A 273-nucleotide genomic window follows, 5' to 3' on the forward strand; every position below is an offset into this window, starting at 1 on the left:
CGCGACGTTGCTTCTCTTGCTGGATTTCCCTGTTGCGCTCCGCGACCCATTCGTCATGCTGCCTTTGCTCTTCATTTTTACCTTGCTGTTCCGCTTCTGCGACAGCAGAGAGTTGATCCTGCAATGATGAGGCGATAGCCGGATAGCTTAAGGAGGCTAAGATGGCGCAAAGAAAAACTTTCTTCATGACTCCTCCTGATTATTAGCTCTTTTCAGGACATTTGGTATTTGGCTGAATACGCGTTTCGTTATACGTCGTGGTAATAACAACGG

1 protein-coding gene is annotated in these 273 nt (G+C 47.6%); it reads right to left on the bottom strand.

What is annotated here, in order from left to right:
- Positions 1–187 (bottom strand): hypothetical protein (locus tag SB775_RS29450; RefSeq protein WP_410864773.1); only part of this gene is annotated, 187 nt, incomplete at its 3' end.
- Positions 188–273 lie beyond the last annotated feature (86 nt).

Source organism: Peribacillus sp. SIMBA_075, from assembly GCF_046534585.1.